Below are 23,360 nucleotides of genomic sequence, written 5' to 3' on the forward strand. Positions count from 1 at the left end.
ATCTGGCGTTGACTTTTGGCACGCTGTTGAGTTCTCAAGGAACGGCCGCTTCCTTTGTACTCACCCTCTCGGGCTTTCCTCCGGGCGCTTCCCTTTGGTCTTGCGTTTCCGACTCTATCAGATCATTTTCCGATCCGATTTCCTCGGTGCTTTCCAGGTTTCCGCTTCCGCGTTTCCCTTTCCTGCGACTCCGACTTTATCAGAAGTTCCGAGCCGGACTGACCGGCCACTCGTTTCCGATTTATCGGGAGAACTTCTTCGTAATCGACGTTCTATCGCCGTTCTGAAGAAGTAGACAGACACTCACCACTGCCGACCGGATCAGATCCAGTTCTAGGCAACTGTTCGAATCTACCTCCCCACCGGCTCCGCGTCAACGGCTCCTGTGGGGCGAAGGAGAGACTAACAGCTCAACAGACGTGTCTGCACATCAGGCAGCCGTGGGGACCGTGGCGCTGCGTTCCGCCTCCTCCACGTCGCCCGTCTCGCCGGTGCGAGCCGCTCGGCCGCCCAGGATGAACACGTAGGCCAGGAAGGCCGATTCGGCGCCCACTCCGATGGCGATCCGGGCCCAGGTGGGCAGGCCGGACGGGGTGACGAAGCCTTCGATGGCGCCGGAGACGAAGAGGACCAGCGCGAGGCCGATCGCCATGCCCACGGCGGCGCGGCCCTCCTCGGCGAGAGCTGTGCGTCGGGAGCGTGGGCCGGGGTCGATCACGGTCCAGCCGAGTCGGAGTCCTGTGCCCGCCGCCACGAAGACGGCCGTCAGCTCCAGGAGTCCGTGCGGGAGGACGAGGCCGAGGAAGGTGTCGAGCCGGCCGGCCGACGACATGAGGCCGAAGCCGACACCCAGGTTGAGCATGTTCTGGAACAGGATCCAGAGGACGGGCAGGCCGAGGAAGACACCCAGGATCAGGCACTGAGCGGCGGCCCAGGCGTTGTTCGTCCAGACCTGAGCGGCGAAAGAGGCTGCCGGGTGGCTGGAGTAGTACGTCTCGTACTCGCCCCCGGGGCGAGTGAGCTCGCGCAGTTCGTTGGGGGCCGCGATGCTGGCCTGCACCTCGGGGTGTGTGGCTATCCACCAACCCAGGAGCGCGCCCACAAGCGTGGACAGGAGTGCGGTGGGGACCCACCAGTACCGCGATCTGTAGACCGCCGCGGGGAATCCGTACGTGAGGAAGCGTGTGACGTCTCGCCAAGAGGCTCGCCGGGTGCCTGTCACGGCACTACGCGCGCGTGCCACCAGTTGGCTGAGACGTCCGGTCAGTTGCGGGTCTGGGGCGCTGGACTGGATCAGGGAGAGATGGGTCGCCGTGCGCTGATAGAGGGTGACGAGTTCGTCCGCCTCGGCGCCGGTGAGGCGGCGCTGACGTCCGAGGAGGGCTTCGAGGCGGTCCCACTCGGCTCGGTGGGCGGTGACGAAGACGTCGAGGTCCATCGTTGTGCCTGCTCCTCGGCTGTCGTCGGCGGCTCGTCGTTGAGGTCAGCTTGTCTTACTGCGGCGCAATGTGCCCTCAGCTTGGCAGACTGGCCGTTCACGGGGCAGGCCAGGGAAGGACGACGGGCGTGAGTGAGCTGGTGACGGGCGAGGCTGTGGCGTTGGAGCTGCGCCCTGCGAGGCTGCCCAGCAGGGCGCTTGCGGTATTGCTCGATCTGACCGCGGCCGTGTTCGTCTACACCGCCCTGACCATTGCTCTCGTCGCCGCGACCGCTTCGCTGGACGACGCCGCGCAGATCGCGGTGACGATCGCGAGCTTCGTACTGGTTCTGGTGGGTGCGCCGATCGCGGTCGAGACGCTCAGCCACGGACGGTCGCTCGGGAAGCTGGCCTGCGGACTGCGTGTGGTCCGGGACGACGGCGGGCCGATCCGGTTCCGGCATGCGCTGGTCCGCGGTGGGATCGGGGTGATCGAGATCCTGATGACGTTCGGGGTCGTCGCCGTCATCTCGTCCCTGGTCTCCGCTCGCGGCCGACGTCTCGGCGACGTCTTCGCCGGGACTCTTGTCGTACGGGAAAGGGTGCCGCTCGCTCGTTCCGGCTTCCTGCCTCCACCGCCGCCCTGGCTGGCGGGTCGGTTCACGGAACTGGATCTGTCCGCGGTCCCTGATGGACTGTGGCTCGCCATCCGCCAGTACCTGACGCGCATGCAGCAACTCGACCCGCAGGTCGGCTGGACCATGGCGGAGCGGCTCGCCGCCGACCTCGCGGCTCGTACGGGAGCTCCGGCTCCGCAGGGTGTTCCGCCGGCCGCGTATCTGGCAGCCGTCGTTCAGGAACGGCAGGCCCGGGAGGTACGACGGTCCTTCGCGAGCGGATCGGCACTGCGCGGCCCTGCCGTGGCCGGCCCGCCTGCGGCCGGAGCACCGGTAGCCGGGGCCGTCGGAGCGTCGCCTCCAGCCTTCCCCGCCTACCCGAGCGCCCCAGCAACCCCAGCAACCCCAGCAACCCCAGCAACCCCAGCAACCCCAGGAACCCCAGCAACCCCAGCAACCCCAGCAACCCCAGCAACCCCAGCAACCCCAGCAACCCGGACCAACGAATCCGCCGAGCCCACCGGCCCCTCCGGAAGCACGGGTTTCGCACCCCCGGCTTAGCCTCTCCCTGCACCGCCTCGCCCCGCCTCACGCGAACACGGACGGTGGTGACTCAAGGTCCTCCAGCTCGATCCCGGGCGCCACGAGGACCACGTCCCCGGCGATGTGCACGGTGTGCTGCTCGCCCGTGTCCAGGGCTGTGACCTGGTATTCGTCCACGGGCAGAGGGCCGTTGTCAGTGGCGTGTGCTTCGCTTTTCAGCAAGGCCCAGGACTGGTCCACGGTGCGCGGGGCGAGGACGGGGTCGGTGAAGGTGACGAGGCGTACGCGGGTCGCGGAGGCGGAAGGGGTGAGGCGCAGGAGACGGGCGGTGGCGATGAGGAATGCGGGGGATGTGGCGGCGAAGGCGTGTGCGGGGACGTTGCCTTCGGCGGCCTCGGCTCCGGTGGGGTCCGTGCGGACCCAGGTGACTCCGTCGAGGGCGGCCCCGCGCACCTGCCAACCCGCGGCATGGAGTTCGAGACGGATGGGGCGGCCCAGTTCGTCGAGGGTGAGGTCGACGGAGCCGCTGTGGTCGCCCGAGGGGGAGGTCACCTGGGAGACGTAGCGCCAGCCCGAGGGGCCGGGGGCGCAGTGGAAGTGTTCTTCGGCGAGGGGGGTGTGATCGTGCGGATCGTGGAGCGAATAACGGCCGCGGGGCATGTGGGTCCTGGATCTTGACGGGCCGGTCCGGCGCCGGGCCGCAGGGCCAAAGGGGCAGGCCCCCGACACGGGGGTGCGGGGGCCTGCCTCGGAGGACCTGCTGCTGGTGAGGTGAGCGTGTCAGCGCACCGACGCGCTCAACTCATCAGGGCGTGCGCCGAGTCGTGCGGCGGCGTCAGTAGCGGTAGTGGTCCGACTTGTACGGGCCCTCGACCTCGACGCCGATGTACGCGGCCTGCTCGGGGCGGAGCGTGGTCAGCTTCACGCCGAGCGCGTCCAGGTGGAGGCGGGCGACCTTCTCGTCGAGGTGCTTGGGCAGCACGTAGACGTCGGTCGGGTACTCCTCGGGCTTGGTGTACAGCTCGATCTGGGCCAGGGTCTGGTCCGCGAAGGAGTTGGACATCACGAACGAGGGGTGGCCGGTGGCGTTGCCCAGGTTCAGCAGGCGGCCCTCGGACAGCACGATGAGGACCTTGCCGTCGGGGAACGTCCAGGTGTGGACCTGCGGCTTGACCTCGTCCTTGACGATGCCCGGGATCTGCGCGAGGCCGGCCATGTCGATCTCGTTGTCGAAGTGGCCGATGTTGCCGACGATGGCCTGGTGCTTCATCTTGGCCATGTCCGCGGCCATGATGATGTCCTTGTTGCCGGTCGTGGTGACGAAGATGTCGGCCTTGTCGATGACCTCGTCCAGCGTCGTGACCTGGTAGCCGTCCATCGCCGCCTGCAGCGCGCAGATCGGGTCGATCTCGGTGATGATCACGCGGGCGCCCTGGCCGCGCAGGGACTCCGCACAGCCCTTGCCGACGTCGCCGTAGCCGCAGACGACCGCGGTCTTGCCGCCGATGAGGACGTCGGTGGCGCGGTTGATGCCGTCGATCAGGGAGTGGCGGCAGCCGTACTTGTTGTCGAACTTCGACTTGGTGACGGCGTCGTTCACGTTGATCGCCGGGAACAGGAGGGTGCCGTCGCGGTGCATCTCGTAGAGACGGTGCACGCCGGTCGTGGTCTCCTCGGTCACGCCGCGGATCTCCGAGGCGAGCTGGGTCCACTTCTGCGAGCCCTCGCTGATGGTGCGCTGCAGGACCTGGAGGACGACGCGGTGCTCATCGGACTCGGCGGTGTCGAGGGAGGGGACCTTGCCGGCCTTCTCGTACTCGACGCCCTTGTGGACGAGCATGGTGGCGTCGCCGCCGTCGTCCAGGATCATGTTCGGGCCGCCGGTGGGGGTGTTCGGCCAGGTCAGCGCCTGCTCCGTGCACCACCAGTACTCCTCCAGGGTCTCGCCCTTCCAGGCGAAGACCGGGATGCCCTGGGGGTTCTCGGGCGTGCCGTTCGGGCCGACGGCGACGGCGGCGGCCGCGTGGTCCTGGGTGGAGAAGATGTTGCAGGACACCCAGCGGACCTCGGCGCCGAGGGCGACCAGGGTCTCGATGAGGACGGCGGTCTGCACGGTCATGTGCAGCGAGCCCATGATGCGGGCGCCGGCCAGCGGCTGCGCCTCGGCGAACTCGCGGCGGATCGACATCAGGCCGGGCATCTCGTGCTCGGCGAGGGTGATCTCCTTGCGGCCGAACTCGGCCAGGGAGAGATCGGCGACCTTGAAGTCCTGTCGGTTGTCGACAGTGGTCATTAGGAGCTGCTCCTCGGGGTTGGGGCTACGGCTGATCTGCGCGGCGGCGGACACAGGGGTGCCCCGAAGGAGGACACAGGCATGCCCGCGTACGCGCAGCGCAGTTCGTCGGAGGCCCTCTCTCCCTCGGTCGGTCCGCGGTGGGACCGCCCGACCGCCATCAGCAGCGACGTCTGGCTCTGTTTCCAAGCTACACCGGCCGACCCGGCCGTCCCCAGTCCACCTACGAACAGATCGAGCCGATCACGGTGTGCGCCAGGGGGCGGCGACGGGATGCCGGTGGCGACGACCAGACACGTATCTCTCAGTGCTCGGGCGCCGGGTGCTGGGCCGGGCCACCTGGGGTCGCCTCGCGGTCCGGGCCCTTGGCGGCCTCGGTCTCGCTGTAGATGTCCGGTTCGAGGTAGATGACGCGGGCGATCGGGACGGCTTCGCGGATGCGGGCCTCGGCGGCGTTGATGGCGGTGGCGACCTGGCCGGCCGTGTCGTCGTGGTCGACGGCGATCTTGGCGGCGACCAGGAGTTCCTCGGGGCCGAGGTGGAGCGTGCGCATGTGGATGATGCCGGTGACCGTGTCGCCGTCGACGACCGCGGCCTCGATCTTCTTGACGTCCTCGATGCCCGCGGCCTCGCCCAGCAGGAGTGACTTGGTCTCGGCGGCGAGGACGAGCGCGATCAGGATGAGCAGGATGCCGATGCAGAGCGTGCCGACGCCGTCCCAGACGCCGTCGTCGGTGAGCAGCGCGAGACCGACGCCGCCCAGGGCGAGGACCAGGCCGATCAGCGCGCCGAAGTCCTCCAGGAGGACGACCGGCAGCTCGGGCGCCTTGGCGCGGCGGATGAACTGCGACCAGGAATGCGTGCCGCGCAGTTCGTTGGACTCCTTGATGGCCGTGCGGAAGGAGAAGCTCTCGGCGATGATCGCGAACGCCAGGACGCCCACCGGCCAGTACCAGTGCTCGATCTCATGCGGGTGCTTGATCTTCTCGTAGCCCTCGTACAGGGCGAACATGCCGCCGACCGAGAAGAGGACGATCGACACGAGGAAGGCGTAGATGTACCGCTCGCGGCCGTAGCCGAAGGGGTGTTGCGGGGTGGCTTCGCGCTGGGCCTTCTTGCCGCCGATCAGGAGCAGTGCCTGGTTGCCGGAGTCGGCGAGCGAGTGGACGCCCTCGGCGAGCATCGACGACGAGCCGCTGAACGCGAACGCGACGAACTTGGATGCCGCGATCGCGAGGTTGGCTCCGAGTGCTGCCACGATCGCCCTGGTGCCGCCTGACGCGCTCATGTGTCCGCGTTGTCCCTTCGCCTTCGTGCGTCTACGTCGGCCGGGCTCCGCGATCCCCGCAGTCGCCGCTGCCGTCGCTTTGCCCGGCCTTTGCCGGTGGGCCATTCTTGCAGCCCCGTCCACGAACGGCGCGTCAGGTATCCACAGCCCCGGTCATACGATCACAGTGGCGCGGAAGATCGTGCCTGCCCCGGACACCTCGACCTTCTCGGCGGCCGGCACGAAGACGGACTGACCGGGGGTCAGCTGCTGGTCGCCCGCGCGCACCGAGCCCGCCGTGCAGAGCAGGATCTGCGGGGCCTCGCGGGTGAGGTCGGGCGCGGTGCCGCCCTCGGGCAGGACGTACCTCGACAGCCGGAACTCGTCGATCGGCGTCTCGTAGACCTCCTCGCCGTCCAGGGACGCCTCGGGGCGCAGTACGCCCGCGTCGCCGGCCTCGAAGCGGACGATGCGCAGGAGTTCGGGCACGTCGACGTGCTTGGGGGTGAGGCCGCAGCGCAGGACGTTGTCGGAGTTGGCCATGATCTCGACGCCCAGGCCGGTGAGGTACGCGTGCGGGATGCCGGCGCCGAGGAAGAGGGCTTCGCCGGGCTGGAGGCGGACGTGGTTGAGGAGCATCGCCGCGATGACGCCCGGGTCGCCCGGGTAGTGGTGGGCGATGTCGGCGTAGGCCGTGTACGCGCCGCCCAGGCGCGTGCAGGCGGCCGCGGCCTCGGCGACCGTATGGCGCATCTGTTCGGGGTCGGCGGTGAGGATCGCCGTGAGGACCTCGCGCAGGGCGGCTTCCTCGGGGTGGGCGTGCAGGAGATCGACGTACGCCTTGAGGGAGTCGACACCGAGGCCGTCGAGGAGGTCGGCCGCCTGGAGCGGGTCGCGAAAGCCGCACAGGCCGTCGAACTCGGTGAGCGCGCAGATCAGTTCGGGCTTGTGGTTGGCGTCCTTGTAGTTCCGGAACGGGGCGTCGATCGGGATGCCGCGGCGCTCCTCGTCCTCGTAACCCTCCTTCGCCTGTTGGAGGTTGGGGTGCACCTGGAGGGAGAGGGGGGCGCCGGCGGCGAGGATCTTGAGGAGGAAGGGCAGGCGGGGGCCGAACTTGGCCACGGCCGCCGGGCCGAGTTCGCGCTCCGGGTCGGCGTCGATCACCTCGACGAGCGTGCCGCGTCCGGTGCGCGAGGGTGCTCCCGGGTGGGCGCCCATCCACATCTCCGCCTGGGGTTCACCGCTCGGCTCGACGCCGAGCAGGCCGGGGATGGCGGTGGTGGAACCCCAGGCGTAGGGGCGGACGGTGTTGTCGAGGCGGTCCATGCGGTTCTCTCTGCCGGGTCTCGGTACGTGCGGTGCGCTTGATGCGGGTGGGTGCCTACGGGCGGGACACCTGCGACGGAACAGTCACGCGCGCGTGCGTCCACGGCTGTTCGGTGCGCAGGCGTCCAGATCAGGCCCCCGAGGCGAGCGCCAGGTAGACGGCGGCGAAATCCGTCATGGCGATCAGTTCGGCGAGGGTCTCCAACTCGCCGCCCGCCTCCGGCTCCAGCTCGCTGATCGGGGTGTCATGGCCCAGGGCCAGGTCACGGGCGGCCGGGGCGGCGCTGAGGCCGCCGATCGGGCGGTCGCGGAGCAGCACCACGCGTGCGTGCAGCGCGGGCGCCTCCTCGACGCGGTCGCGGAAGAAGTCGTCGGGATCCGCGCTGGCGGCGAGACGACCCGAGAGCAGGACGCTGTGCGCGATGAGCGCCTCGGGGAGTTCGGCCACCACCGCGGGTGTGCCGGACAGCTCGGCGAGGGCGGCGGCGAAACGGCGACCCGCGGGTCCGGCCGAGACGCCCTCGGTCCATACGACGGGCAGTGACTCGGCGAGTTCGGCCGCGAGCGTCTTGGCGGGGTTGCTGTAGGTCGCGATGGCCGGTCCGCAGCGCTCGGCAACGTGGTCGAGGCGGTCGGCGACCTTCTCCAGGTCCTCCGGCGGGGCGGACAGCAGCCCGGTGCGGTCGAGGAGCGCGAGGAGGGGGGTGAGCAGCGCCCACAGGACTCCGGGGGCGGACGCGGTGAGCGGGCCCTCCTGCTCGTACGGGGCCGTCGCCATCGGCACGAACAGGCCGTGCGCGCCGTCCACCGCCTCGCTGAGCGGGGTGCGGGCGGGGGCCACGGCGACGACCGAGCAGCCGCGGCGATAGGCCGAGTCCGCGAGCAGGGACAGGCCGGGTTCGGTGCCGTCCGGGGTGGCGATCAGGAGCAGGTCGACCGAGCCGGCCCAGCCCGGGAGGTCCCAGCGCAGGGCGCCGGCCGCCGGGGCGACGCCGGTGGGGGCGAGGCGGGTGACGGGGCTGCCGGCGCCTGCCAGGGTGCCCAGGAGGTCGGCGACGCAGGTCGCGGCGGCGCCGGGGCCCGCGATGAGGACCGCGCGGGGGCGGCCGTCGGGCTTGAGTTCCGGGATGCCGGCCTCCACCGCGTGGCGGGCCGCGGTGCGGACGCGGGCGCCGGCTTCGGCGGCGCCGCGCAGGAGGCCGCGGTGGTCTGCCTCCGAGAGTGCCTCGGGGGTGTCGAGCAGCGACTCGTCGAGCATGTGCGGCAGCCTCCGATAGCCGTGCCGGGTCCTGGTGCGCGGGTCTGTCGTTACGCGGGCCGTGCCGTGGGGTGTTACGCGGGGCGGCGGGCCTCGTCGACCAAGAGGACGGGGATGCCGTCGCGGACGGGGTAGGCCAGGCCGCAGTCCTGACCTGTGCAGATCAGCTCGGTGTCCTGCTCCTTGAGGGGGGAGTGGCAGGCCGGGCAGGCGAGGATCTCCAGGAGGCCGGCTTCGAGCGGCATGGGGTGTCCCTTCGGGCGGGTGCACGTGCGTTGGGTTTGCGTGTGCGGGGTGGTGTGGGGATGTGCCTGGTCAGGGTACCGCCGTGGGGGTGGGGCCGGGGGTTTCTCGCCCCCGCCGCCCCTACCCGTCCCATCCCCAGGGGCTCCGCCCCTTCGACCCCGCTGGGGGCTGCGCCCCCAGACCCCCGCTTCGGCCTGAACGGCCTCGTCCTCAAACGCCGGACGGGCTGAAAGATGCGGACCGGCGTCCGAGAGGCGCAGGCCCGTGAGGTGGGGGTTGGGGTCACAGAGCCTTTGCCCCGAACGCCGGACCGGCTGAAAGGGACGGCTCGGCATCCACGAGCCTCGGCCTTGGAGGCAGGATCGGCTGGACGACAGAGATGCGGACCGCCGCCTAAAGGCGAAGGACCCTGTCCTCCCCCCATCCCCTCCGCCTCAGCCCCTGATCAACGCCAGTACCTCGTCCCGGACCTTCGTCATCGTCGCCTCGTCCCTCGCCTCCGCGTTGAGCCGCAGCAGCGGTTCCGTGTTGGAGGGGCGGACGTTGAACCACCAGTCGGTGGAGGTGATGGTGAGACCGTCGAGGGTGTCGACGGTGATGCCGTCCAGGGATTCGTACGTGGACTTGATCGCCGCCAGGCGGTCCTGCTGGTCGGCGACCGTGGAGTTGATCTCGCCGGAACCGACGTAACGGTCGTACTGGGCCACCAGGGCGGAGAGGGTGCCCTCCTGGCCGCCCAGGGCCGCGAGGACGTGGAGCGCGGCCAGCATGCCCGTGTCGGCGTTCCAGAAGTCCTTGAAGTAGTAGTGGGCCGAGTGTTCGCCGCCGAAGATCGCGCCCGCGCGGGCCATCTCGGCCTTGATGAAGGAGTGGCCGACGCGGGTGCGGACCGGTGTGCCGCCGTTCTCGCGGACCACCTCGGGGACGGACCAGGACGTGATCAGGTTGTGGATGACGATGCCCTCGCCGCCGTTGCGGGCGAGTTCGCGCGCGGCGACCAGGGCCGTGATCGCCGACGGGGAGACCGGCTCGCCGCGCTCGTCGACGACGAAGCAGCGGTCGGCGTCGCCGTCGAAGGCGATGCCGAGGTCGGCCTGCTCCTCGCGGACCCGCAGTTGGAGGTCGACGATGTTCGCCGGGTCCAGGGGGTTCGCCTCGTGGTTGGGGAAGGTGCCGTCCAGCTCGAAGTACATCGGGACGAGGGTCAGGGGCAGGCCCTCGAAGACCGTCGGGACCGTGTGGCCCCCCATGCCGTTGCCCGCGTCGACGACGACCTTGAGGGGGCGGATCGAGGTCAGGTCGACGAGGGAGCGGAGGTGGGCCGCGTAGTCCGACAACGTCTCTCGTCGAGTGATCGTTCCCGACTTCTCCGTGGGTTCCGGCGCGCCCGACTCCAGCCAGGCCTCGGCCAGTTCGCGGATCTCGACCAGGCCCGTGTCCTGGCCCACCGGTGCCGCGCCCGCCCGGCACATCTTGATGCCGTTGTACTGCGCCGGGTTGTGCGAGGCCGTGAACATCGCGCCCGGCAGGTTCAGCGCGCCCGACGCGTAGTACAGCTGGTCCGTGGAGCACAGGCCGATCTCGGTGACGTCGGCGCCCTGGGCGGCCGCCCCGCGCGCGAAGGCACGCGAGAGGCCGGGCGAGGAGGGGCGCATGTCGTGGCCGGTCACGATCGCGTCGGCGCCGGTCACCCGGACGAAGGCGGCTCCGAAGAGTTCGGCCAGCGGCTCGTCCCACTGGTCCGGGACCACTCCGCGCACGTCGTACGCCTTCACGATCTGTGACAGATCAGCAGCCACGGTCAAACCCCTCTGAAAGTCCTGTCGGTCGCCTCAAACTACCCGCCCTCACTGACAGTGCGCCGTGTGGACGCTGAGCCGACTTCCAGACGTAACCTCAGGTCAGGCAGGGGTGGGTGGGGAGGCGAGGAAGCGGGATGCGGAGACGGTCACGGCAGCATCCAGCCCAGGACCGGTGAGCTCTGGCCCATCACGATCAGGCACATCACCAGCAGCAGGCCCAGGCTCCACGGCAGCACCTTGCGCAGCAGATCCCCCTCGCGGCCGGCGAGGCCGACGGCCGCGCACGCGATGGTGAGGTTCTGCGGGGAGATCATCTTGCCGAGGACACCGCCCGAACTGTTGGCGGCGGCCAACAGCGCGGGCGACAGGCCCGATTCGCGGGCGGCGGTCACCTGCAGGCCTCCGAACAGCGCGTTGGCGGAGGTGTCCGAGCCGGAGACGGCCACGCCGAACCAGCCCAGGACGGGTGACAGGAAGGCCAGCCCGGCCCCGGCCGCCGCCACGAAGTGGCCGATGGTGGCGGCCTGTCCGGAGAGGTTCATGACGTAGGCGAGCGCCAGTACGGACGTCACGGTCAGGATCGCGAACCTCAACTCGCGCACTGTGGCGGCCCATTCCTCGACCGCCACGCGTGCGTGCACACCGAGCACGACGGCCGTGCACACCCCGGCGAGCAGCACGAGGGTGCCGCCCGTGGAGACGATCGGCCAGGTGAAGACGTTCGCGCCGACCGGCTTCCCGTCCGCGCCGACGACGTTCAGGAACGGCCAGTCGTACATGCGGGTCGCCCGGGCCAGCCAGTCCTTGACGGCAGGGATCTGCGCGATCGAGAAGATCACGACGATCAACGCGTACGGAGCGTACGCGCGCAGGACTTCACGCGGCGGGTCCTCCTCGTCCAACTCCTCGCTGCGCGCGCCGGTCAGCACGGACGCGCGTACGGACTCGGTGGCGGGCACACGCGCGTGCGGTACGGCGACCAGGGCACCCGCGCCCGCCAAGGCGGCGGCGATGTCGGCGAGTTGCGCGGAGACGTAGTTGGAGACGGCGAACTGGGCGATGGCGAAGGCGACTCCGCAGGCCAGCGCGGGGATCCAGGTCTCGCGCAGGCCGCGCCGCCCGTCCACCAGACCGACCAGCACGAGCGGCACCACCAGGGCCAGCAGAGGCGTCTGGCGGCCCACGACGGAGGCCACCGTGTCCAGCGGAAGTCCCGTCACCTGCGCGAGAGTCACGACCGGCGTGCCCATCGCGCCGAAGGCGACGGGCGCGGTGTTGGCCACCAGGGACACCACGGCCGCCCGGACCGGGTCGAAGCCGAGGGCGACGAGCATGACCGAGCAGATCGCGACCGGCGCCCCGAAGCCGGCGAGGGCCTCAAGGAGCGCGCCGAAGCAGAAGGCGACGACGAGTGCCTGGATGCGCGGGTCGTCGGAGAGCCGTCCGAAGGAGCGGCGCAGGATGTCGAAGTGGTGGGTGCGGACGGTCATCCGGTACACCCACAGGGCGTTGACGACGATCCACAAGATGGGGAAGAGCCCGAAGACGGCTCCCTGGGCGGCGCTGGAGAGCGTCTGGCCCAGTGGCATGCGGTAGGCGAGCCAGGCGACCAGAACGGCCGCCAGAAGGCCGATGAGGCCCGCGAGATGGGCTTTCAGGCGGACGCCGCCGAGCAGGATCAGGACGATCACCAGGGGCAGTGCGGCGACGAGGGCGGACAGGCCCAGTGAGCCGGCGACGGGTTCCAGTTCCTGGACGTACACGGGCGCCTCCCCGATGCGATCCGATGACGGCTCCGCACGCGATTCCGGCATGCGGAAAGCGATTTCTCGTTTCGGCCTACGGAATGGTCGTGTCCGCGACAAGCGCGCGTCAATGGGCGTGCACCGATGGCCGGAACGTGCACGGAACGCACACGAACGGGGTCGTCAGTAAGAGAGTCGATCGGCGGACCGGAACGGTCAGTTGTCCGGCGACCGCAGTACGCGCAGGTGGCCGCGGCGCGCGACCTCCATCGGGTCCGCCCCGCGGCTTCCGCCGCCGGCGCCGGCCGCGCGCTCCTGCGGACGGGCCGCCTCGCGCACGGCGTTGGCAAGCGCTTCCAGGTCGTCGCCGCTCGGACGGGCCGGAGCGGAACTGTCGAGAAGCCGGACGACCTCCCAGCCACGCGGCGCGGTGAGGCGCTCGGAGTGCTCGGCGCACAGGTCGTAGCAGTGGGGTTCGGCGTAGGTGGCGAGCGGGCCGAGGACCGCGGTCGAGTCGGCGTAGACGTACGTCAGCGTCGCGACGGCGGGGCGGCCGCAAGCGGTGCGCGAACAGCGACGTACAGGGCTCACGACGTTGGACGGTACCGCACTCTTGAGCGGGCCGCGACGACTCTCCCTCAGGTCACTCCACCGTGTCGTGGTGTGAATCACCCCACACACCCCTCCCGCCACACGGTGTTGACCTGCACGAACGGCCGTTCACAGGTCCGCACCCACCTCCAGAACCGATCAACTACCCGTACAAACACAGTCATTTGCCTCGTCGTCGGCGGTCTCGGAGAGATACGGAATCGAGCCCAACCTTGGCTGGAATGGTCATCCGGCGACATGCCCTCCGAGGGGGCCCGACGGTGTCCGTGACGGCGCGTGGGGTCGGGCACGCGGTCCCGTCGGGGACTACGCTTCACCAGTGATGGACAACCCTGTACCGCCCCGTGCCGCCGCCCCCGGGCCCCGCCGTCGTGATCGCCACGGCCGGGGCATGCGCGGCCCGATCGCGCCGCCCCAGGTGCCGCTCGCCGCGAGCCGCGCCGAGGCCTTCGCGGATCTGGTGCAGGACTCCGTGGAGCGCCTGGAGCGACGCTGGCCGCAGCTCGCCGACATCGATTTCCTCGTCCTGGAGGTGCCGCGACTGGACGGCCCGGGTCAGGCGTGGAACGACGAGGCCGTCCCCCTGGGGGGCACGATTCCCTCGCGCGAGGGACGCCCGGCCCGCGTGGTCGTCTACCGGCGCCCGGTGGAGATCCGTACCAAGGGGCGCGACGAACGCGCCGCCCTGGTGCACGAGGTCGTCGTCGAGCAGGTCGCCGAACTCCTGGGGCTGACCCCGGAGACGGTGGACCCGCGCTACGGCGAGGACTGAGCCCCGCCGCCTACGCGCGCGTGCCGTCCTACTTCTGCAGCACCGACAGATCCTGGTCCGCCTCCGGTACCGCCACCGTCCCCCGGTCGTCCGGGAGGGTCTGGATCGTGAAGCCCGGCACGCCGTCCTCCGTGGCGGCCAGCGTGCGGGCGCCGTAGACCGGGCCGCCGGACAGCGTCTCGACCGTCAGGGCGTACGTGCCCTTCAGACCGGCCGGGGTCGGGGCCTCGACGTTCTCGGTGGTGCCGGCCTTGATCGTGAACGTCTTGGAGACCGCCGTACCGCCGCCGCTGCCCGCCGACGCGGTGACCTTGACCTGGGCGGTCGCGGTCGGGGCGGTGAGGGACAGCGTGGAGCCCTTGGCGCTGTTGTCGGCCGACGTCGCGCGCGTGCCGACCGGTCCCGCGGCCGGGATGAACGCCGACTCCTGCTTGGCACCCTTTCCGCGTACGACCTGGAGGGCGGCGATGACCGGGACGGACTGGTCGGTGGGCGTGAGCACCAGGGAGCCCGCCTCGCCGCGCGTGACGTCGCCCAGATCGGTGGCGGTCGTCATGCCCGCCTTCACGTGCAGCGTCTCGTTGCCCGCGGGCGTGATCAGCCCGGACGGGGAGGCGAGGCGCACCTTGAGGTCGGCGTCCGCGTCACCGGGCGTGAAGGCGATCAGGCGTACGGCCGTGGCGTCCTTCGGGATGCCGGGCAGCACCAGGCTGCCGGCCGGGTCCGTGGTCGCGGCCAGCCAGTCGCCCCCGATCTTCTCGTCCAGGGCCTGCATGACGGCGCCCACGCGCCCGCTGCGCACGTTCACGTGCACGGAGAGGTCGGTCTGCTTCTCGTCGGTGAGCGTGGACAGCAGGATCGGGTCGCTGGAGTGCGGCGCGATCGTGATGCCCTCCCCCACCGTGGAGTCCAGGGCGCCGTCCTTGCCGTAGAGCTCGATGTCGACGACGGCCGCCGAGTCGTCGGGGTTGGTGAGGTGGACGTAGTCCGTGCGGTCGGCGGACGTGCTGGCGCCGGTGAACCAGAACTCCGTGTCCGGCGCGGTGCAGTTGACGCCCAGGAGGCCGCGTCCCGAGCCCGCGGCGACCTCGGTGGTCTCCTGAACGGCCCACCCGGGCGCGAACTTGCCCTCGGCCGTGCCCACCAGCGCGGGGGTCTCGCCGCCCGAGGTGTCGCCGGTGACCGGCGTACCGGGGTCCTTGGGGGTGAGGACCGGCTTGGCGGCCTTCTTCTTGCCGGTCTTCTTGCCCGAGCCGGCGCTTCCGTCGTCCGACTGCTCGTCGGCTGCGGCCAGTTCGGCCTTGCCGGTGGCCGCCGTGCCCTTCGTGACGGGCGTGAAGGACGTGTACGAGGTGTCGGCGAGGTCGGAGGTGCTGGGCTGCGGGCACAGCAGGCTGGTGCGCTCCACGGGCAGCACGGCGGCCGCCTCGGCGGTGTCCCGACCGGAGTCGCTCGGTGACTTGAGCGAGGCGAATCCGGTGACCGCGGCGAGCGCCGCCGTGCCGGCGATCAGGGACAGGGTGGTGCGGTTCACTGCTGGCTCCCGTCGGGGCGCTCGTTCGGGTGCGGGTGCTGTTGCTGCTGCTGCGGGTCGTACGCGGGGTCGTAGCCCTGCTGTGGGTACGAGGGGTCGTAGCCCTGGTCGTAGCCGCCCTGCCCGCCGTACGCGTACGGGTCGTACTGGCCGCCCTGGTAGGGATCGGCCTGGTACGTCTGGTCGTACGCGCCCGCCGGGTACTGCTGGGCGTCCTGGTACTGCTCGTCGTAGGTGCCGTACTCCGCGTTCGTGTACTGCGCCGGGGCCCACTCGTCGTAGGACTGCTGCGGGACCGCGACCGGGATGTCCTGGTCGGGCTGGACCGGGAACTCCTCGCTCTGGTCCGGCTCTTCGGACTCGGCCTGGGCGCGCAGGCGACGGGCGCGGCGGCCCTCGCCCGCGACGGGCTGGGCGGGGATGGCGGCCGGCTCGTCCGGCAGGTCGTCGTCGACGACCCGGCGCCGCCCGGGCAGGGCGAGCACGACGAGGACCAGCGCGAGGAAGCCCTGGGCCCACAACCACGCGGTGTGCGTGATCGGGTCGTCGTAGGTGACGGCCAACGTGCCGCCGGAGGCGGGCAGTTGGAAGCCCTGGGCCCAGCCGTCGACCGTGGTGCGGGTGAGCGGCTTGCCGTCCAGGGTGGCCGTCCAGTCCTCGGACGCGGTGTCGGCGAGGCGCAGGACGCGGCCGTCGGCGCCGGCCGGGACCGTGGTGCGGATGTCGACGGGGCCCGCGGCGACGGGCTGCGGGGTGCCGGTGCCGTCGGCGGACACGATCGTGGCGCGCGCGACCTCCTGGTCGACCCGCCACAGGGCGCCGCCGTCCTGCTGGCTGAGCCTGCTCAGACCGGGGGTGGCGTCCAGCACGCGCGTGACCTCGCGGGGCGCGCCCTTGTGGATGAGGACGTAGCGCACCGCGAACTTGCCGAGCTGGTCGGCCTGATCGGCGCCGGAACCGGCGACCAGGTTGGCGACGACCTTGTCGAGCTGGCTGTTCTCGCCGTCGGCGGCGGCGAGTTCGGCGTCACCGAGGCGGGCGCCGGAGCCGCGTACGAGGGTGTAGCCCACGCGCGCGGCGGAGTCGCTGTCGAGCACCAGCGTGCGGGCCTGGTCGCGCGTGCCGCTCTCCTCGGCGACGAACGCGGGCACCTGCACCGGATCGCGCCGCTCGACCGGTCCGTCGGCGCCGCCGATCATCCAGCCGCCGGCGACCAGCAGCGGGCCCGCCAGCGAGGCGAAGGCGATCAGCACGGCCACCGGCTGGCGCCAGCCGAAGCTCTGCTCGGCGACACGCGCGCGTGCGCCGTCGGCGCCGAGGACCGCGGCGGCCAGCAGGGCGATGCCGTAGACGAGAGTGGCGGGGCCGGCCCAGGTGGAGCTGTTGGACAGGACCGCGAAGACGAGGCCCACCAGGGCGACCAGCCAGGCCGCCCAGATGCCGAACTGCCGCTCGGAGCGCAGCAGGGCGGCCAGCGCGGCCAGGACGATGCCGATGAGCATCAGCCCGCTGACCGTGCCCGGGCCACCCGGGCTCGCGCCGAGCAGGTCGAGGGCGGAGGCGGCCGAGGAGCCGTACTCCAGACCGGCCTCCTGGAAGAAGCCGAACGGGAGCAGCGACAGCGACCAGGGCGCCAGGACTAGCAGCGGTGTGCCGAGCTGGGCCAGGAAGCGCAGGCCGTACGCGGTGATGTCGCCCCGGCGCACGGCCAGGACCGCGACGCCGAGGACCAGCGCGAGGGGCCACACGATCGGCGTGAACGCCGTGGTGATCGTCAACAGCAGGGCGTACGCCCAGGTGGCGCGCCAGCTGCCACGCGCGCCGGACGCGTGCGTGAGTCCGCTGGCGGCGATGCCCGCGCGGGCCAGCAGCGGCAGCAGGACGGCCAGGACGGCGGTGCCCAGGCGGCCGCCGGCGAGCGCGCCGGTGGCGGCGGGCAGGAAGGCGTAGACGACGGCCGCCCACGCGCGCAGCAGCCGGGACTCGACGAGCGGGCGGGAGGCGAAGTACGCGGTGAAGCCCGCGAGCGGCACCGAGCAGACCAGCAGCAGGGTGATCGCCAGGCCGGTCGAGCCGAACAGCGCGGAGGAGAGCATCGCGACGAGGGCGAGGTAGGGCGGCGCGGACGGGCTGCCGCCGGCGCCGACCGGGTGCCAGGAGTCGAGGTAGCGCGACCACAGCTCGCTGGAGTCGGCCGGGGCGGGCAGCAGGGCGCCGCCCGAGAGCGCGCCGCTGCCGAGCAGGTCGCGGCAGGCGACCAGCGAGAAGAACAGCAGCACCAGGAAGAGCATCGGGCCCGGCTTGCGGGCGATGCGCTTGAGGCGGGCGAACTGCTCGATCTCCAGGAAGTCGGCGTCGTCGCCGCCGGGTCCGGACTCGACCGCGCCGCCGTGCCGCCCCGCGCCGGAGACCGCCTCGGGGTCGGAGCTGCCGAACAGGTCGCCGGCGACCTGCTCGACCGTGGCCCGCACGGTCGCGCCGGGCGGCGGGAACAGCGCGCGCAGCTCGCCCTTGTCGATCTGCGGGGTGCCGCGCTTGCGGCGGCCCGCGATGATCCGCTCGGGCCGCAGGAGCGTGCCCAGCAGGCCGCGGATCTCGTCGAGGGCCTGCCCGGGGACCTTGCCGACCAGGTAGGCGACGGTCCTCAGGAGGGTGCCCAGCACCAGACGGAACAGCACCCACGGCAGCGCTGCCGTACGGGTGTTGACGAGGAGGGTGTAGGCGGCGCCCGCCTTGTCGACCTTGTGCGGAGAGGTGGCGGCGCGGCCCACGCAGTCGACGGTGCGGCGCTCGCGCGAGGACGCCTCCGCGTGGCGTACGACCGCCTCGGGGGCGATGAGGACGCGGTGGCCCGCGGCCGTGGCGCGCCAGCCCAGGTCGACGTCGTCGCGCATGAGCGGCAGCCGCTTGTCGAAGCCGCCGAGCTGCTCGAAGACGTCGCGCCGGATCAGCATGCCCGCGGTGGACACCGACAGCACGGTCCGTACGTGGTCGTGCTGGCCCTGGTCCTGTTCGCGGCGGTCCAGGCCCGTCCAGCGGCGGCCGGAGTTGGCGACGCTGACGCCGACCTCCAGGAGCTGGCGCCGGTCGTACCAGCCGCGCAGCTTGGGGCCCACAATCGCCACGTCGTCGCGGCCCAGCTCCAGTTCGGTGTCCACGACGCGCAGCAGCTGGGCCAGGGCGTCGGGCTCCGGGGCGCTGTCGTCGTGCAGCAGCCACAGCCACTGGATCGGTTCGCCGTACGGAAGCTCGGGCATGTCGTACGCGTCGTCGCGCCACGAGCGCGTGACGGGGTCCCAGCCGCTGGGCCGCTTCAGGTAGGTCAGCTCGTCCGGGGTCAGCACGGGCGCCGTCCGGTTGGCCTCCTCGACGGCCTGGCCGAAGCCGGTGCGCCGGGCCAGGTGCAGCACGTGGTCGGCGCCCAGGGCGTCGGTGACGAGCTGGGCGGAGGCGTCCGCGCTGCCGGTGTCGGCCGCCATGACGCTCTGAACGGGGCGTTCCTGGCCGAGCAGCCCGGCGAGCGCGTCGGGCAGCCAGCGGGCGCCGTCGTGGGAGACGATCACCGCCGTCACCACGTGACGCGGGAACTCAGGAGTGGCAGCGTCTGCTTGGGCTGCCGTATGGCTGTGCACGGACATCGAGGTACGGGCCCCGGTTCGATGGACTGCGGTGGACTCCCGCGCCCGCTGGTGGCGGCGAGGCGTCTCGGACGAGCAGCCACACTATCGGCTGGGCATGATTGCGGCCCGCCGCCTGTGGATAACCCACCTGCGACGGGCCGTTGAACACGTACCCGGATGCCGTTCGGACGGACGGCTCGGCAGCTTCGACTCCGGAAGCCTCGACTGTCGGTCCGCTCAGACCGCGGCTTTCTTCAGCCGGCGGCGCTCGCGCTCGGACAGACCGCCCCAGATACCGAAGCGTTCGTCATTGGCGAGGGCGTATTCGAGGCACTCGGAGCGGACCTCACAGGCGAGACAGACCTTCTTGGCCTCACGGGTCGAGCCGCCCTTCTCGGGGAAGAAGGACTCGGGATCGGTCTGGGCGCACAGTGCGCGCTCCTGCCAGCCGAGTTCCTCGTCCGCGTCGTCGACCAGCAGTTGCTGCACCGTCTCGGTCATGTGCGCCCCTCGTCTGTCTTTCGCGTCCCCGTGATGTAGCCGTTACCGATTTCGGCTGAACGACACGAGTGAAATTACAAGTGTGCTGCTCCGGGCGAGTCAAGCCGAGATCTGCTATTGGGCCCCTTATTCACTCTGCGGAACCAAGGCCATGCGGAAAGTGTTCAAATCGGCATAAACCTTGACATGCAGACGAGGCCCGGAAGGACCTCCGGCCCCGCGCAGAGCCTGTACGGGGAAGGACGCCCAGAGATCCGATCTCGTTCCACGCGCACCTCGGGGCGAACCGGATCACAGTCGGATCACAGGAACGCAACCAGGTTTGTGCGCCCGGTTGTGCGCCATGTGTCCCGGTGGGCGCATGGACAAACCTTTCGCCTCGGACATGAACCGGATGGGGTGAACCGTGTCCCACGATCCGGGCGTCGAGTTGACACTGAAGGTGTGAACCGATGTCCTTGTGGGCATGCTCGCGAACTTGGCACTCACCTCGACCCGCACCGCCGGGTCCCACGGTGCTGCCCGCGCTCGCTGTAGCTGTTGCTGTTCCAGCTGTTGAGCCAACCCCGCTCCAGCTGGAAACCGAGTCGACCACGATTCGTTCTCCGTTCCCTCTGACCTTCTTTCACTGAGGAACCAGCGCACCGAATGAACAGCGACAACGACCTCCAGATCGCCGGCGACATCCTCGAAGTCCCGCATCTGCTGCAGCCGCCGAGCGAGCACCCGGCCACCGTGGCCGAGTTCGTCGGCATGGCCCGCTCCATCGCCGCCGACCGCACACAGTGGGAACACCTCGTCCGCTACGACGCCACCGCGCGCTGGTACCACCGGCTGCGCACCGGGCCCGGTTACGAGGTGTGGCTGCTGTCCTGGGTGCCCGGTCAGGGCAGCGGGCCGCACGACCACGGCCCCTCCTCCGGCGTGCTGACCGTCCTGGAGGGCACGCTGACCGAGCGCACCGAGCGGGCCACGCGCGCGTTGGCGGCGGGCGCGCAGCGGGTGTTCGCGCCGGGGTACGTGCACGAGGTCGTGAACGACGCGCTGGAGCCGGCGGTGAGCCTGCACGTCTACTACCCGGGCCTGACCGAGATGCCGATGCACACCTCCCCGCACTGCGAGGCCCGGACCGAGCCGCGTGCAGTGACTGCCTGACGCGTTGTCGTACCCGCCTGCAAGACTTGGCCCATGCGCATTGTGGTTCTGGCAGGCGGCATCGGCGGTGCCCGGTTCCTGCGCGGTCTGAAGCAGGCCGTGCCGGACGCGGACATCACCGTCATCGGCAACACCGGTGACGACATCCACCTCTTCGGGCTGAAGGTCTGCCCGGACCTCGACACGGTGATGTACACGCTCGGTGGCGGTATCAACGAGGAGCAGGGCTGGGGGCGGGCCGACGAGACCTTCCATCTCAAGGAGGAGCTCGCGGCGTACGGCGTGGGGCCCGAGTGGTTCGGGCTCGGCGACCGGGACTTCGCCACGCACATCGTGCGGACCCAGATGCTCGGGGCCGGCTTCGCGCTGAGCGCCGTGACGGAGGCGCTGTGCGACCGGTGGCAACCGGGCGTACGGCTGATCCCGATGACCGACGACCGGGTCGAGACGCATGTGGCCGTGGAGGTCGACGGCGAGCGCAAGGCCGTGCACTTCCAGGAGTACTGGGTGCGGCTGCGGGCCTCCGTCCCGGCCGAGGCGGTCGTGGCCGTCGGCGCCGAACTGTCGAAGCCGGCGCCGGGTGTCCTGGAGGCGATCGCCGACGCGGACGTCATCCTCTTCCCGCCGTCCAACCCGATCGTCTCCGTCGGCACGATCCTCGCCGTGCCCGGCATCCGCGAGGCGATCGCCGACGCGGGCGTGCCGGTGGTCGGCCTCTCCCCCATCGTCGGCAACGCGCCCGTGCGCGGCATGGCCGACAAGGTCCTCGCGGCGGTCGGCGTGGAGTCCACGGCCGCGGCGGTCGCCGAGCACTACGGCTCGGGACTGCTCGACGGCTGGCTCGTCGACACGGTGGACGCGGACGCGGTGGACCGGGTCGAGTCGGCCGGGATCCGGTGCCGGGCGGTGCCGTTGATGATGACCGACCTGGACACGACGGCGGAGATGGCCCGGGAGGCGCTGGCACTGGCGGAGGAGGTGCGGGGGGCGTGAGCGGGGCGGACGGTGCGGGCAGCGGGGCGGAACCTGCGCGGGGTGCGGATTCGCGGAGTGCCGTGGGCGCGGGCGCTGTGGCCGGCGCGGGCTCGGGACCCGGCGCGGGTGCCACGGGCAGTACGCGCCCGGTGGGCGGCGAGGGCTCAGGGAGCGGCACGGATGGTGTGGCCGGCGGCGGCTCGGGAGGCGGCGCGGATGGTGTGGCCGGTGGCGGCTCGGGAAGCGGCTCGGACGGTGGGGACGGTGGCGGCTCGGGAAGCGGCTCGGAACCTGTGAGGGGCGCGGGCGCGAGCAGTGGTGCGGGGGGATTTCGGGTCTGGGCCGTGGGTGGGTTGCCTGAGGTTCAGCGGGGTGATGATCTCGGGAAGTTGATCGCCGAGGCCGAGCCCGGGCTGGTTGACGGGGATGTGTTGCTGGTTACCTCCAAGGTGGTGTCCAAGGCGGAGGGGCGGGTCGTCGAGGCGGACGACCGGGAGGCCGCTATCGATGCCGAGACCGTGCGGGTCGTGGCCCGGCGCGGGGCGCTCAGGATCGTGGAGAACCGGCAGGGGCTCGTCATGGCCGCGGCCGGGGTCGACGCCTCCAACACCCCTGCCGGGACGGTGCTGTTGCTGCCCGAGGACCCGGACGCGTCCGCGCGGGCCATCCGGGACGGTCTGCGGGACGCCCTCGGCGTCAACGTGGGGGTCCTGGTCACCGACACCTTCGGGCGACCATGGCGCTCCGGGCTGACGGACGTCGCGATCGGCGCCGCCGGAGTGCGCGTCCTGGACGATCTGCGCGGCGGCACGGACACGCACGGCAATCCGCTCAGCGCGACGGTCGTGGCGACGGCGGACGAGCTCGCGGCGGCCGGTGACCTGGTCAAGGGCAAGGCCGCCGGGCTGCCCGTCGCCGTCGTACGCGGGCTGGCGCACGTGGTGACCGACCGGCACGAGCACGGGGAGGGGGCGCGGGCGATGGTGCGCGATGCGCACGACGACATGTTCCGGCTGGGCACGTCCGAGGCGGTGCGGGAGGCGGTGACCCGGCGTCGTACCGTACGGGCCTTCACCGACGAGGCCGTCGACCCCGGGGCGGTACGGCGGGCGGTGGCCGCGGCGGTGACCGCGCCGGCGCCGCATCACACGACGCCGTGGCGGTTCGTGCTGCTGGAGTCCGCGGAGTCGCGGACGCGGTTGCTCGACGCGATGCGGGATGCCTGGATCGGCGATCTGCGGCGGGACGGGAAGTCGGAGGAGTCCATCGCCAAGCGGGTGCGGCGGGGTGATGTGCTGCGGAACGCGCCGTATCTGGTGGTGCCGTGTCTGGTCATGGACGGGTCGCACGACTACGGGGACCCGCGGCGGGACGGGGCCGAGCGGGAGATGTTCGTGGTCGCGGTGGGGGCGGGGGTGCAGAACTTCCTGGTCGCGTTGGCCGGGGAGCGGCTGGGGTCCGCGTGGGTTTCCTCGACGATGTTCTGTCGGGACGTGGTGCGTGAGGTGTTGGGGCTGCCGGAGGAGTGGGATCCGATGGGGGCGGTGGCGGTCGGGCATGCGGCGGAGGAGCCGCGGGCTCGGGCGGAGCGGGATGTGGGGGCGTTCGTTGAGGTGCGGTGAGTTGTTTCTTTTGCCGCTGGTTCGTCGTACGAGCGCCTAGGCTCTGGCTTTCCGA

General features: G+C 71.2%; 19 protein-coding genes. 6 read left to right on the forward strand and 13 right to left on the reverse strand.

Annotated features, from left to right (window positions below):
- Nucleotides 1–287: hypothetical protein (locus tag ACIQI8_RS31925; RefSeq protein WP_402358001.1), on the forward strand; the 287-nt coding region annotated here is incomplete at its 5' end.
- A gap of 143 nt (nucleotides 288–430) precedes the next feature.
- Here the strand turns inward: ACIQI8_RS31925 and ACIQI8_RS31930 are convergent.
- Complete coding sequence (locus tag ACIQI8_RS31930; RefSeq protein WP_402358004.1) at nucleotides 431–1,438, reverse strand: stage II sporulation protein M; 1,008 nt, start codon at nucleotides 1,436–1,438, stop codon at nucleotides 431–433.
- A 128-nt stretch (nucleotides 1,439–1,566) separates the two neighbouring features.
- Between ACIQI8_RS31930 and ACIQI8_RS31935 the strand changes: the two genes are divergently transcribed.
- Nucleotides 1,567–2,595 (forward strand): RDD family protein, encoded by a 1,029-nt coding sequence (locus tag ACIQI8_RS31935; RefSeq protein WP_402358007.1) that lies wholly within the window; start codon nucleotides 1,567–1,569, stop codon nucleotides 2,593–2,595.
- Nucleotides 2,596–2,622: 27 nt separating this feature from the next.
- Here ACIQI8_RS31935 and ACIQI8_RS31940 read toward each other — a convergent pair whose 3' ends face one another.
- From ACIQI8_RS31940 to ACIQI8_RS31980, 9 genes are all read right to left on the reverse strand, one after another.
- Nucleotides 2,623–3,237 (reverse strand): hypothetical protein, encoded by a 615-nt coding sequence (locus tag ACIQI8_RS31940; RefSeq protein WP_402358010.1) that lies wholly within the window; start codon nucleotides 3,235–3,237, stop codon nucleotides 2,623–2,625.
- A 175-nt stretch (nucleotides 3,238–3,412) separates the two neighbouring features.
- On the reverse strand, nucleotides 3,413–4,870 hold the full coding sequence (gene ahcY / locus ACIQI8_RS31945; protein ID WP_402358013.1) for an adenosylhomocysteinase: 1,458 nt from the start codon (nucleotides 4,868–4,870) through the stop codon (nucleotides 3,413–3,415).
- 304 nt (nucleotides 4,871–5,174) lie between these two features.
- Nucleotides 5,175–6,158 carry a cation diffusion facilitator family transporter gene (locus ACIQI8_RS31950; RefSeq protein ID WP_402358016.1) on the reverse strand — a complete coding sequence of 328 codons (984 nt, stop codon included), beginning with the start codon at nucleotides 6,156–6,158 and terminating at the stop codon, nucleotides 5,175–5,177.
- Nucleotides 6,159–6,311: 153 nt separating this feature from the next.
- A complete protein-coding gene (gene manA, locus ACIQI8_RS31955) occupies nucleotides 6,312–7,463 on the reverse strand; it encodes a mannose-6-phosphate isomerase, class I (protein ID WP_402358019.1) in 1,152 nt (383 codons plus the stop codon).
- Nucleotides 7,464–7,593: 130 nt separating this feature from the next.
- On the reverse strand, nucleotides 7,594–8,721 hold the full coding sequence (locus ACIQI8_RS31960; protein WP_402358022.1) for an SIS domain-containing protein: 1,128 nt from the start codon (nucleotides 8,719–8,721) through the stop codon (nucleotides 7,594–7,596).
- 74 nt (nucleotides 8,722–8,795) lie between these two features.
- The gene (locus ACIQI8_RS31965) at nucleotides 8,796–8,966 is read right to left on the reverse strand and encodes a Trm112 family protein (protein ID WP_079057723.1); all 171 of its coding nucleotides are present in this window, start codon (nucleotides 8,964–8,966) and stop codon (nucleotides 8,796–8,798) included.
- A gap of 435 nt (nucleotides 8,967–9,401) precedes the next feature.
- Nucleotides 9,402–10,766: a phosphomannomutase/phosphoglucomutase gene (locus tag ACIQI8_RS31970; protein ID WP_402358027.1), complete on the reverse strand. Its 1,365-nt coding sequence runs from the start codon at nucleotides 10,764–10,766 to the stop codon at nucleotides 9,402–9,404.
- A 149-nt stretch (nucleotides 10,767–10,915) separates the two neighbouring features.
- Nucleotides 10,916–12,532, reverse strand: coding sequence for an L-lactate permease (locus ACIQI8_RS31975; protein WP_402358030.1), 1,617 nt, complete (start codon nucleotides 12,530–12,532; stop codon nucleotides 10,916–10,918).
- A 198-nt stretch (nucleotides 12,533–12,730) separates the two neighbouring features.
- Nucleotides 12,731–13,156, reverse strand: a complete 426-nt coding sequence (locus ACIQI8_RS31980; protein ID WP_402359665.1) for a DUF3499 domain-containing protein — start codon at nucleotides 13,154–13,156, stop codon at nucleotides 12,731–12,733.
- 292 nt (nucleotides 13,157–13,448) lie between these two features.
- Between ACIQI8_RS31980 and ACIQI8_RS31985 the strand changes: the two genes are divergently transcribed.
- Complete coding sequence (locus tag ACIQI8_RS31985) at nucleotides 13,449–13,898, forward strand: metallopeptidase family protein (RefSeq protein WP_124004088.1); 450 nt, start codon at nucleotides 13,449–13,451, stop codon at nucleotides 13,896–13,898.
- A gap of 28 nt (nucleotides 13,899–13,926) precedes the next feature.
- Here ACIQI8_RS31985 and ACIQI8_RS31990 read toward each other — a convergent pair whose 3' ends face one another.
- The 3 genes from ACIQI8_RS31990 to ACIQI8_RS32000 all read right to left on the reverse strand — a co-directional run bounded on the left by ACIQI8_RS31990 (nucleotide 13,927) and on the right by ACIQI8_RS32000 (nucleotide 19,553).
- Nucleotides 13,927–15,432, reverse strand: a complete 1,506-nt coding sequence (locus ACIQI8_RS31990; protein WP_402358034.1) for a DUF5719 family protein — start codon at nucleotides 15,430–15,432, stop codon at nucleotides 13,927–13,929.
- The gene (locus tag ACIQI8_RS31995; protein ID WP_402358037.1) at nucleotides 15,429–19,070 is read right to left on the reverse strand and encodes a glycosyltransferase; all 3,642 of its coding nucleotides are present in this window, start codon (nucleotides 19,068–19,070) and stop codon (nucleotides 15,429–15,431) included. The genes ACIQI8_RS31990 and ACIQI8_RS31995 overlap by 4 nt, the downstream gene beginning before the upstream one ends.
- Nucleotides 19,071–19,289: 219 nt before the next feature.
- Nucleotides 19,290–19,553 carry a WhiB family transcriptional regulator gene (locus ACIQI8_RS32000; RefSeq protein WP_010034659.1) on the reverse strand — a complete coding sequence of 88 codons (264 nt, stop codon included), beginning with the start codon at nucleotides 19,551–19,553 and terminating at the stop codon, nucleotides 19,290–19,292.
- A 648-nt stretch (nucleotides 19,554–20,201) separates the two neighbouring features.
- Here ACIQI8_RS32000 and ACIQI8_RS32005 point away from each other — a divergent pair.
- From ACIQI8_RS32005 to ACIQI8_RS32015, 3 genes are all read left to right on the forward strand, one after another.
- On the forward strand, nucleotides 20,202–20,708 hold the full coding sequence (locus tag ACIQI8_RS32005; protein WP_402358041.1) for a cysteine dioxygenase: 507 nt from the start codon (nucleotides 20,202–20,204) through the stop codon (nucleotides 20,706–20,708).
- Nucleotides 20,709–20,741: 33 nt separating this feature from the next.
- Nucleotides 20,742–21,701: a 2-phospho-L-lactate transferase gene (gene cofD, locus ACIQI8_RS32010; protein ID WP_402358044.1), complete on the forward strand. Its 960-nt coding sequence runs from the start codon at nucleotides 20,742–20,744 to the stop codon at nucleotides 21,699–21,701.
- Between the two features lie 275 nt (nucleotides 21,702–21,976).
- Nucleotides 21,977–23,305, forward strand: coding sequence for a coenzyme F420-0:L-glutamate ligase (locus ACIQI8_RS32015; protein ID WP_402359667.1), 1,329 nt, complete (start codon nucleotides 21,977–21,979; stop codon nucleotides 23,303–23,305).
- Nucleotides 23,306–23,360: the final 55 nt, after the last annotated feature.

It is taken from the genome of Streptomyces sp. NPDC092369 (assembly GCF_044755245.1).
Lineage (GTDB): Bacteria > Actinomycetota > Actinomycetes > Streptomycetales > Streptomycetaceae > Streptomyces.

What these genes read in the sequence shown, in the direction of transcription:
- ACIQI8_RS31930 (WP_402358004.1), bottom strand. Translation starts at nt 1,438, where the DNA reads ATGGACCTCGACGTCTTCGTCACCGCCCACCGAGCCGAGTGGGACCGC.
- ACIQI8_RS31940 (WP_402358010.1), bottom strand. Translation starts at nt 3,237, where the DNA reads ATGCCCCGCGGCCGTTATTCGCTCCACGATCCGCACGATCACACCCCC.
- ahcY (WP_402358013.1), bottom strand. Translation starts at nt 4,870, where the DNA reads ATGACCACTGTCGACAACCGACAGGACTTCAAGGTCGCCGATCTCTCC.
- ACIQI8_RS31950 (WP_402358016.1), bottom strand. Translation starts at nt 6,158, where the DNA reads ATGAGCGCGTCAGGCGGCACCAGGGCGATCGTGGCAGCACTCGGAGCC.
- manA (WP_402358019.1), bottom strand. Translation starts at nt 7,463, where the DNA reads ATGGACCGCCTCGACAACACCGTCCGCCCCTACGCCTGGGGTTCCACC.
- ACIQI8_RS31960 (WP_402358022.1), bottom strand. Translation starts at nt 8,721, where the DNA reads ATGCTCGACGAGTCGCTGCTCGACACCCCCGAGGCACTCTCGGAGGCA.
- ACIQI8_RS31965 (WP_079057723.1), bottom strand. Translation starts at nt 8,966, where the DNA reads ATGCCGCTCGAAGCCGGCCTCCTGGAGATCCTCGCCTGCCCGGCCTGC.
- ACIQI8_RS31985 (WP_124004088.1), top strand. Translation starts at nt 13,449, where the DNA reads ATGGACAACCCTGTACCGCCCCGTGCCGCCGCCCCCGGGCCCCGCCGT.
- ACIQI8_RS31995 (WP_402358037.1), bottom strand. Translation starts at nt 19,070, where the DNA reads ATGTCCGTGCACAGCCATACGGCAGCCCAAGCAGACGCTGCCACTCCT.
- ACIQI8_RS32000 (WP_010034659.1), bottom strand. Translation starts at nt 19,553, where the DNA reads ATGACCGAGACGGTGCAGCAACTGCTGGTCGACGACGCGGACGAGGAA.
- ACIQI8_RS32005 (WP_402358041.1), top strand. Translation starts at nt 20,202, where the DNA reads ATGAACAGCGACAACGACCTCCAGATCGCCGGCGACATCCTCGAAGTC.
- cofD (WP_402358044.1), top strand. Translation starts at nt 20,742, where the DNA reads ATGCGCATTGTGGTTCTGGCAGGCGGCATCGGCGGTGCCCGGTTCCTG.